Raw genomic sequence first — 615 nt, forward strand, 5'->3', positions numbered from 1 at the left:
GGTCGGCGATGACCGGCCCGACACCGGGCTTGATGTCGAGGTCGATCCCGATGGCCTTGAGCGGGACGACGATGTCGCTGAAGTAGATCGCCGCGTCGACCTTGTGGCGGCGGACGGGCTGCAGCGTGATCTCGGTGACCAGCTCCGGCATCATGCAGGAGTCGAGCATGGCGATGCCCTCGCGCACCTTGAGGTACTCGGGCAGCGACCGCCCTGCCTGACGCATGAACCAGACCGGCGTGTGCGGCACCGGCTCACGGCGGCATGCCTTCAGGAACGCCGACTCATGGGTGGCGGAGGTCTTCGTCTGCTGGCCCGAGGGGCGATCGTTGGCACTCACGCACAGAATCTTCGCACGAAGCGGTAAGGAGCCGGGTCCGCGCAGGGTGTCCCTCCCTGCACGAGGCTCCGGTTCCGCCTACTCTTCCCCGCATGGCTCCGGCCCAGGGACAATTTTCCGAACAATCCGATGGCGCTGACAGCAAGGACAGTGCGGAGGGCAGTTCCGTCCCGCCCGCGTTCCGGTCGGCGGTGGAAGCATTGCGCTCGGCGCGGCTCCGCCCCGAGCTGGAAGTGGAGCCGACTCGGCCGCCTCAGCGTCTCGCTCCGTACGCG

2 protein-coding genes are annotated in these 615 nt (G+C 67.8%); one reads left to right on the top strand and one right to left on the bottom strand.

Annotated features, from left to right (window positions below; translation table 11 throughout):
* Positions 1-274, bottom strand: a 274-nt coding sequence (locus AC1DUE_RS20040; RefSeq protein ID WP_477041167.1) for a uroporphyrinogen decarboxylase family protein, incomplete at its 3' end; no start/stop codon positions are given.
* A 158-nt stretch (positions 275-432) separates the two neighbouring features.
* Between AC1DUE_RS20040 and AC1DUE_RS20045 the strand changes: the two genes are divergently transcribed.
* The coding region (locus AC1DUE_RS20045) for a DUF3000 family protein (RefSeq protein WP_477041166.1) at positions 433-615 on the top strand (183 nt) is incomplete at its 3' end.

Source organism: Cellulomonas sp. P4_A2 (assembly GCF_056402515.1).